We start from the raw sequence: 8,451 nt of genomic DNA, 5'->3' as shown, positions 1-8,451 counted from the left end.
GAGTTGGGGAGGTTGCGGCGGGTCGCTGAGCGGGAAGAGGTGCTCGCCGGGGAGGTGGCTCGGCTTCAGCGGGAGAGGGCCGAGCAGGAGGAACGCGGGCGGCGGGTGGCGGCGCGGCTGGCGGCGTGCCGTACCCGGCACGAGGAGCTCAGCGGGGACGCCGGGCGGCTCGGCGCGCGGCTGGACGCGGCGCGCGGCGACGATGCCACGCTGACCGCCCGCCTGTCGCGGCTGGGCGACGAGGCCGAGCTGCTGCGGGAGGCGCTGGAGGCCACCAAGGCCGCGGTGACGGCCCGCGGCGAGCTGGAGAAGGCCACGCGGGCGGCCGAGGAGGCGGCGGCCGAGGCCGGGTTCGCGGACGTGCTGGAGGCCGAGGCGGCGTACCGGAGCCCGGCCGAGCGGGAGAGCCGGGCGGAGCTGCTGCGCCGTCTCGACGACCAGCACGCGGCCGTCAGCGGCGTGCTGGCCGATCCTGAGCTGGTCGCTGCGGCGGCCGAGCCCGCGCCCGACCTGCCGGCGCTCGAAGCCGAACGGGACGCGCTGGAGGAGGCGTTCACCCGGTTGTCGAGCGCCCGCGACCGGGCGGCGGCCAGGGCGCGGCGGCTGGAGGAGCTGTACGCCGAGCTGGCCGATCACCTCGAGCGCTGGCGGCCCGCGTTCGAACGGCACCGGCTGGCCGAGCGCATGGCGGCGCTGGCCAGCGGCACGTCCAGTGACAACCAGTGGAGCATGAGCCTGTCGTCGTACGTGCTGGGGGAGCGGCTGCGGCAGGTGGTGGACGCGGCGAACGAGCGCCTCGACCACATGTCCGCCGGCCGCTACCTGCTGCGGCACGACCTGCGCAAGACCGCCGGTTCGCGGGGGCGTGCGGGCGGCGGGCTCGGGCTGCGGGTGGCCGACGGGTGGACCGGCGTCGACCGTGATCCGGCGACGTTGTCCGGCGGCGAGAGCTTCATCACCTCCCTGGCGCTGGCGCTCGGGCTGGCCGACGTCGTGACGGCCGAGGCCGGCGGGGCGGAGCTGGGCACGTTGTTCGTGGACGAGGGCTTCGGCACGCTCGACGAGGACACCCTCGACGGTGTGCTCGACATCCTCGACGGGCTGCGCGACGGAGGACGGGCCGTGGGGATCGTCAGCCACGTCGTGGAGCTGCGGTCGAGGATCACCGCCCAGCTCAAGGTCACCAAGACCCGCACCGGCTCCACGCTGTCGGCCGTGGGGGTCGCCTGACGCGCCGCCTGCCCGGGGAGGCCGTCCCAGGTGCGGTCGTTCGCGGGGGCTGAGGGCGCCGCGGGGCGGGGGTCTCGCGAAGGTTAGATTGTCTGCACGTACGTCCGGTGAGGAGCGGTTCATGCGCGTGGTGGTGACCGGGGCACATGGCAAGGTCGGCAGGGCGGCCGTCAAGGCGCTGGCCGAGGCGGGGCACGAGGTGACGGCGGTGGACGTCACGCGTCCCGTGTTCGAGCGCTCGGAGCCGGGGACGCCGCGCTACCAGCAGGCGGAGCTGACTGACGCGGGCCAGGCGTACGCCGTGACCGTGGGGGCGCAGGCCGTGGTGCACGCGGCGGCGATCCCCGACCCCACCTCCAACCCGCCGCACGTGGTGTTCCAGAACAACCTGATGGCGACGTTCAACATGATCGAGGCGGCGGTACGCCTGGGCGTGTCGCGGTTCGTGAACATCTCCAGCGAGACCGTCCCCGGGTTCTTCTTCCCGGAGCGGCCGTTCCTGCCCGACTACGCGCCGGTGGACGAGGAGCACCCGATCCGGCCGCAGGACCCGTACGCGCTGGCCAAGCACTTCGGCGAGCAGCTCATGGACGCGGCGGTGCGGCGGTCGGACATCAGGTGCATCTCGTTGCGGCCGAGCTGGGTGCAGTGGGAGGGCAACTACGAGCGCAACCTGGGGCCGCAGGTCCGCGACGTCTCCGAGAGCGGGGCGGGGTTGTGGAGCTACATCGACGTGTACGACCTGGCGGACGCGATCGTGCTGGCCACCGAGTCGAGGCTGCCGGGGCACGAGGTGTTCTACATCGCCTCGCCGGACAACGCGGGCGGGCACGACTTCGCCGAGGCGCTGCGGCGCGTCCACGGGGACCGGATCGAGCTGCGCCCGCTGGCGCGTCCCGACGCCTCGGGCATCTCGTGCGCCAAGGCGCACCGGCTGCTCGGCTGGCAGCCGAAGCGTTCGTGGCGCGACTACCTGGACGAGAACGGCCACGCCCGTGAGCGCTGACCGCCCCGGCGGGCGATCGGCCTCCGGCCCCGATCAGCGCGGGCGGGCCGCTCCCGGAGCGGCGCGAACGGGTCCAGGCGATGATGTTGCTCGCCCCGTCGTCTGATCGTCCGCGGGTATTCACGTTCCGGTCGGAACGGGCGAGTGAGATCTCGCCGTGCCATTCCTTCGCTCGTCCCTCGCCCTGGCCGCGGCCGGCGCGGTCGCGGTCTCGCTGGGCATCGTGGCGCCGGCCGCCGCGACCGCCAGCGACCGCCCGCCGGCGAAAGTGTCCGACCCCGTCATATACGTCGATCCACTGATCGGCTCCGCGGGCGGCGGCAACACCTATCCCGGCGCCGTCCGGCCGTTCGGAATGATCTCGTGGAGCCCGACCACGACGGCGGGCGACCAGACGAACGCCGCGGGCGCCAACGGGTACGCCTACAACACCCCCCGGACGCGCGGGTTCGCGCTGACACACGTCAACGGCGCGGGCTGCCACCCGGGAGCCGCGGGAGACGTCCCGATCATGCCGTACGTCGGGGCGGTCACGTCGTCGCCGACGGCCGACACCACCGACGCGATCTACGCCAGTTCCTTCAGCCACGACAACGAGTCCGCGCGGCCCGGCCGGTACACCGTCACCCTCGACTCCGGCGCCAAGGCCGACCTCGCGGTCACCACCAGGGCCGGCGTCGGCGAGTTCGCCTTCCCGAAGGGTTCCACCGCCAACCTGCTGTTCCGCGTGTCCAACTCGCTGAACGGCAGCGAGGACGCGCAGATCACGATCGACCCGGACTCCCGCACGGTGACGGGGTCGGTGCTGACCGGCGCGTTCTGCGGCCGACGCGCCAACGGCGGGGAGAACAACCGCAAGAGCTACTACCGGCTGCACTTCGTCGCGTCGTTCGACCGCGCCTTCTCGGGTACGGGGACGTGGGCCGACGGCGAGCTGCGCCCCGGCGGCACGACGGCGAGCGGCGGCGAGGGGTACGCGACCGGCGCGGCCCGCGCGGGCCGTGGATCGGGCGGATACGTCACCTTCGACACCGCCTCCGACGCCGACGTACGCATGAAGATCGGCATCTCGTACACCAGCTTGGCGGCGGCGAAGCGCAACCTCGCCCGCGAGGTGCGGCAGCGGGACGACGTCGCGTCGGTGGCCGCCGACGCGACCAGGCAGTGGAACGAGCAGCTCCGCTCGATCGAGGTGGCGGGCGGCACCCCCGACCGGCTCACCACCTTCTACACCGCGTTGTACCACTCGTTCCTGCAGCCCAACATCGCCAGCGACGTCGACGGCACCTACCTCGGCAGCGACGGCAAGGTGCACCGGCCGGCGAAGGGCCAGGCCGCGCAGTACGGCAACTTCTCCGGCTGGGACCAGTTCCGCGCGCACACGCAGTTGCTCGCCCTGCTCGAACCGGAGATCGCCGGCGACTTCGCCCAGTCCCTGTACAACCTCGCCCGGCAGAACGGCGGCGTGTGGGACCGCTGGATCCACGTCAACGGCCCCACCCACGTGATGACCGGCGATCCGTCGGCCCCGACCCTGGCCGGCTTCTACGCGCTGGGGGTCCGGAACTTCGACGTGCGCGGCGCCTTCGACTCGCTGGTGGGGCAGGCGACCGTGCCGCACCCGTCGGGCCTGTCCGACAAGGGCTGTCCGGGGCAGTGCGAGGGGCAGCGGCCGAACCTGGGCGAGTACCTGCGGCTCGGCTATGCGCCGCAGGACACCTGCCACTGCTGGGGCGGCGCGGCCGAGACCCTGGAGGACGCCACGGCCGACTTCGCGCTCGCCGACTGGGCCGGGCGGCTCGGCCGAAACGACGTGCGCGACACGATGCTGCCGCGGGCGGGCTGGTGGCGTAACACCTTCAACCCGTCGGCCGGAGCCGAGGGCGGCTACCAGCAGGCGCGCAGGTCGGACGGGACCTGGCAGTGGCCGTTCGCACCGACCTCCGACACGGGGTTCGCGCAGGGCAGCAGCGCGACCTACACCTGGATGGTGCAGCACGACATGTCCGGACTGGCGGCGGCCATGGGCGGCAAGGAGCGGGCGGCCGAGCGGCTGGACGCGTTCTTCCACCGCCCGGACGGCTCGTGGGCGACGGGCGGGGACGCCTTCCGCTACGACCCCACCAACGAGCCGGGCATCCACACCCCGTGGTTGTACAACGCGCTCGGGCAGCCGTGGAAGACCCAGGAGACCGTGCGCGCGATGGCGTCGCTGGTGTACGGGACCGGTCCGAGCGGCCTGCCCGGCAACGACGACCTCGGCACGATGTCCGCGTGGTACGTGTTCGCGGCGCTCGGCATGTACCCGCAGACGCCGAGCCGGGCCGAGATGCTGCTGTCCAGCCCGATGTTCCCCAAGGCGTGGATCAAGCGCGGCGACGGCCCGAGCATCACGGTGATCGCGCCCGAGGCCGGCCCCGACGCCGTCTACGTCCACGGCGTCCAGGTGAACGGGACGCCCAGCAGCCGCTCGTGGCTGCCGGAATCCCTGGTGAACCGGGGCGGCGAGGTCAAGGTCGACCTCGGCACGACCCCGGACAGGAGCTGGGGCACCGCCGCCGCCGACCTCCCCGTCGACCGCGTGCCCACGGCCGCCGCGCCGGTGCCGAACCTGCCGGGGCCGTGCCTGCGCTCCGGGTCGTCCTGCGCCCAGGAGCTGCAGTACGACGTGGACGGCGTGGCCACCGCCGGGGCGAAGTCCGAGGGCGATCTGGACGGCAAGGGCTGGAGCTTCCCGGCCGAGCAGCTGCCGGCTCCCGGACTCCGCACCGTGGCCGGGCACGACTACGCGGTCCCGGCGACCACCGGCAGGGCGGGCAACTTCATGAGCCTGCGCGGCCAGCGGACGTACCTGACGCCGGGCCGCTACCGCAGCCTGGAGCTGCTCGTCACCGCCGTGAACGGCGACCAGCAGACCGGCGTCACCATCGCCTACGCCGACGGGACGACCTCGACGGCGCCGCTGAAGGTGACCGACTGGGCGAGCCCGTCGCCGCACTTCGGCGAGGAGACGGCGGTCACGGCCGACACCCGTTACCACGTCAACGGCACCGCCGACGGCCGCGCCGTCCGCGTCTGGCACGTCACCCTGCCCGTGGATCCGGCTCGGGAGGCGGTGTCGTTCACCACTTCGCCGGTCCCGAACCTCAAGGTGTTCGCGGTCACCGCCGTGACCGGCTGAAAGCGGCCGCCGTACGGGTCACGGCGAGGTGTGATATAGCGTCTTCGTATCGCTTCACGAGACGCTAGTCCGCATTGTGAGACACGTATGACGACATCCCCCCAGACCTCCGCCCCGGCCGAGGCTCCCAGCCGGTCCAGGATCGCGGTCGCCAGCCTGGTCGGCACCGCGATCGAGTTCTACGACTTCTACATCTACGGCACCGCCGCCGCGCTGGTGCTCAACACCGCGTTCTTCCCCGGCATGGACCCGGTGGCCGGCAGCCTGGCGGCGTTCTCGACGTTCGCCGTGGCGTTCGTGTCGCGGCCGCTCGGCTCGGCGGTGTTCGGGCACTGGGGTGACCGGATCGGCCGCAAGTCCATGCTGGTCGTGTCGCTGCTGGTCATGGGGCTGTCCACGGTGCTGATCGGGCTGCTGCCCGGCTACGCGGCGATCGGCGTGGCCGCGCCCGTCCTGCTCGTGCTGCTGCGCTTCACGCAGGGCATCGGGCTCGGCGGTGAGTGGGGCGGCGCGGCGCTGCTCGCCACCGAGCACGCGCCGCCCGGCAAGCGCGGTCTGTACGCGATGTTCCCGCAGCTCGGCCCGTCGGTCGGGTTCATCGGGGCCAACGGCCTCTTCCTCGTCCTCGGGGAGACGCTCAGCGACGCGCAGTTCGACAGCTGGGGCTGGCGGCTGCCGTTCGTGGCGAGCCTGCTGCTCGTGATCGTCGGCCTGTACGTACGGCTGAAGATCTCCGAGACGCCCGTCTTCCAGCAGGCCATGGACCAGCGCCGGATCGCCCGCGTGCCGTTCGCCGGGCTCATGCGGCACCAATGGCGGCGCGTGCTCCTCGGCGCCGGCGCCATGACGATCGCCTACACGCTCTTCTACACCGCCACCACCTACTGCCTGGCGTACGGCACCGACACCCTGGAGATCTCCAGGACGACGATGCTCGCCCTGACCATGATCGGCGTGCTGTTCATGGCGGCGGGCACGGTGGCCTCGTCCATGGTGTCCGACCGCCTGGGCCGCCGCCGCACCCTGATCACCGGCACGGTCGTGGCCATCGCGTGGGGGCTGGTGATGTTCCCGCTGATGGAGACCAGGTCGGTCTTTCTCGTCGGGCTGGCGCTGGCCGGGGCGCTCGGGCTGATGGGGCTGGTCTTCGGGCCGATGGGGGCGTACCTGCCGGAGCTGTTCAGGACCGAGTACCGCTACAGCGGCGCGTCGGTCGCCTACAGCCTCGGCGGCGTGCTCGGCGGCGCGGTGCCGCCGCTGGTGGCGACCAGCATGCAGGCGAGCGGCCTGGGGGTGATGGCGGTCGGCGGGTACGTCTCCGCCATGGCCGTGCTGAGCCTGCTCTGCCTGCTCGCCCTGCCGGAGACCGGGCGGCAGGACCTCGTGCATCAGTAACGCGTGCATCAGTAACCGGGGAACATCAGCGACAACTCGCGCGGGTAGCCCGCGATCAGGCGCAGCTCGTCGTCCGTGAGCGGCCTGCCCGTCATCGCGTTGCAGAGCTGGACCAGCCGGAACGTCAGGTCCTCGTCCTTCACCTCGACGCCGAGGCCGTCCATGACGTGACGGAACCCGGCCTTGCCGCCGTACTCGCCGGTCAGCACCACCCGCCCGTCGCGGGCGTGCCAGTCCTCGGGAAACGGGCCCAGCGTCGCCTCGTCGTACAACTCGTAGTTGCCGTGGTCCTTCAGCGCGCCGTCGGCGTGGATGCCCGACTCGTGCGCGAACGCGTTGCGCCCCACCCCGACCTGGTGGTTCGGCAGCGGCTGCCCCAGCGCGTAACTCGCCCACAGCGCGAACCTGCGCGCCCACGACAGGTCCAGCGCGTCGCCGATCTCGGCGTCGAGGCCGAACCCGTGCCGGAACGCCAGGATCGTGGAGAGCAGGTCGGCGTTGCCGGAGCGTTCGCCGATGCCGTTGACGCAGGTGTTGATCCAGGCGTCCTGGCCGGCGTCGAGGTCGCCGAGCGCGCCCGACACCGAGTTGGCCACGGCCATGCCGAGGTCGTTGTGGCAGTGGGTCTCGACCGGCATCGCGGTGCCGGCGGCCAGCTTGGCGAAGCGCTCGCGGATCCGGTCGGGGGTGTCGCCGCCGATCGTGTCGCAGTAGCGGACGCGGTCGGCGCCCGCCTCCTTCGCCGCCAGCGCGAACTCCAGCAGGAAGGCGGCGTCGGTGCGTGAGCCGTCCTCGGCGTTCACGCCCACGGTCAGCGCGCCCGCGTCCTTGGCGGCGCGGACGGCGGCCGTCATCTCCCTGATGATCGCGTCCCTGTCCAGGCGGCCGCGGAACTTGTTCTGGATCATGTAGTCGGACGTCGAGATGGACAGGTTGTAGTGCTTCAGGCCGAGCGGCGCGGCCTGGTCCACGTCCTGCGGCACGCCCCGGCACCAGCCGGACAGGCGCAGGCCGCCGAACGCCCCCGCCTCCGCCAGCGCCACCTGCGCCTTGACGTAGGGGACCTCGTGGAACAGGAAGGGGAAGCCGATCTCGGACTGCGCCACCCCGAGCCTGGCCAGATAGAAGTTGACCATGGTCTTGCCGAACTTCGACAGGCCGGTGCGCGCGGTCTGCACGCCGTCCCGGTTGGTGACGTCAAGGAAGTGAACTCGTGGCATGTGCTCACGTTGACATGCCAGCTCAACGTGGATCAATATTGATTTTCGTCAACTATGGAAGGGGTCGGGGTGGAGTGGATCGACGCGGCCACGGCGTCCGAGCGGCTCGGCGTGAAGCCCGCGACGCTCTACGCGTACGTGAGCCGAGGCGTGCTGCGACGGCGGCGCGGCGACGACGGGCGGCGCAGCCTGTTCTCGGCCGAGGAGGTGGAACGCCTCGCCCGCCGCGGCCGGCCGCGCAGCCAGCCGCCGGAGCTGGTCATCGAGTCCGCCGTCACGGCGCTCGGCGTCGACCGGCCGTACTACCGGGGGATCGACGCGCTGCGGCTGGCCCGCACGACCCCGTTCGAACAGGTCGCCGACTGGCTCTGGACCGCCGACCCCGCCACCCTCGGGCCCCCCACCGAGGCGGCGAGGGA

The 8,451-nt window shown here is 72.4% G+C and carries 6 protein-coding genes; 5 read left to right on the top strand and 1 reads right to left on the bottom strand.

Annotated features, from left to right (window positions below):
* The 4 genes from C1J01_RS43425 to C1J01_RS43410 form a co-directional block, all read left to right on the top strand.
* The coding region (locus tag C1J01_RS43425) for an SbcC/MukB-like Walker B domain-containing protein (RefSeq protein WP_268958805.1) at nucleotides 1-1,230 on the top strand (1,230 nt) is incomplete at its 5' end.
* Nucleotides 1,231-1,351: 121 nt separating this feature from the next.
* On the top strand, nucleotides 1,352-2,236 hold the full coding sequence (locus C1J01_RS43420; RefSeq protein ID WP_111184867.1) for an NAD-dependent epimerase/dehydratase family protein: 885 nt from the start codon (nucleotides 1,352-1,354) through the stop codon (nucleotides 2,234-2,236).
* 157 nt (nucleotides 2,237-2,393) lie between these two features.
* A complete protein-coding gene (locus tag C1J01_RS43415; protein WP_220040408.1) occupies nucleotides 2,394-5,417 on the top strand; it encodes a GH92 family glycosyl hydrolase in 3,024 nt (1,007 codons plus the stop codon).
* A gap of 87 nt (nucleotides 5,418-5,504) precedes the next feature.
* Nucleotides 5,505-6,812, top strand: coding sequence for an MFS transporter (locus C1J01_RS43410; RefSeq protein WP_111184866.1), 1,308 nt, complete (start codon nucleotides 5,505-5,507; stop codon nucleotides 6,810-6,812).
* Nucleotides 6,813-6,820: 8 nt separating this feature from the next.
* Here the strand turns inward: C1J01_RS43410 and C1J01_RS43405 are convergent, their stop codons facing one another.
* Nucleotides 6,821-8,032 (bottom strand): LeuA family protein, encoded by a 1,212-nt coding sequence (locus C1J01_RS43405; protein ID WP_111184865.1) that lies wholly within the window; start codon nucleotides 8,030-8,032, stop codon nucleotides 6,821-6,823.
* Nucleotides 8,033-8,101: 69 nt separating this feature from the next.
* Between C1J01_RS43405 and C1J01_RS43400 the strand changes: the two genes are divergently transcribed.
* A partial coding sequence (locus C1J01_RS43400) for a helix-turn-helix domain-containing protein (RefSeq protein ID WP_146615941.1) occupies nucleotides 8,102-8,451 on the top strand: 350 nt, incomplete at its 3' end.

The organism is Nonomuraea aridisoli (genome assembly GCF_003236395.1).
Taxonomy (GTDB): domain Bacteria; phylum Actinomycetota; class Actinomycetes; order Streptosporangiales; family Streptosporangiaceae; genus Nonomuraea; species Nonomuraea aridisoli.
This window is presented reverse-complemented; position numbering and strand designations above follow the sequence as displayed.

Bases quoted from the DNA above. Each gene is read 5' to 3' on its own strand.
- C1J01_RS43420 (WP_111184867.1), top strand. From the start codon at position 1,352: ATGCGCGTGGTGGTGACCGGGGCACATGGCAAGGTCGGCAGGGCGGCC.
- C1J01_RS43410 (WP_111184866.1), top strand. From the start codon at position 5,505: ATGACGACATCCCCCCAGACCTCCGCCCCGGCCGAGGCTCCCAGCCGG.
- C1J01_RS43405 (WP_111184865.1), bottom strand. From the start codon at position 8,032: ATGCCACGAGTTCACTTCCTTGACGTCACCAACCGGGACGGCGTGCAG.